Here is a 255-nt window from a genome sequence, read left to right on the forward strand (position 1 = left end):
AAGTAAAGTAAATTGAGTATCGTTGTCTAGCTACGGCTCCTAACTTCTCGGCCGTTTCAATCCGTCCAAACAAATCCAAAATCGGGATTTGCATGGCCGGCTCTCCAACGTCTGTCGAAGTTGAACAATTGCCTTCGCTTTTCAAATTTGGTTAAGTCCTCGATCGATTAGTATCAGTCAGCTCCACACGTCACCGCGCTTCCACCTCTGACCTATCAACCTGATCATCTTTCAGGGATCTTACTTAGCTAATGC

The 255-nt window shown here is 45.5% G+C and carries 1 rRNA gene; it reads right to left on the reverse strand.

The features are described from left to right. Nucleotides 1-147 precede the first annotated feature (147 nt). A 23S ribosomal RNA gene (locus M3182_RS25945) occupies nt 148-255 on the reverse strand; the annotation flags it as partial.

Origin of the sequence: Mesobacillus maritimus, assembly GCF_023715205.1 — a bacterium.
GTDB lineage: Bacteria > Bacillota > Bacilli > Bacillales > Cytobacillaceae > Mesobacillus_B > Mesobacillus_B maritimus_C.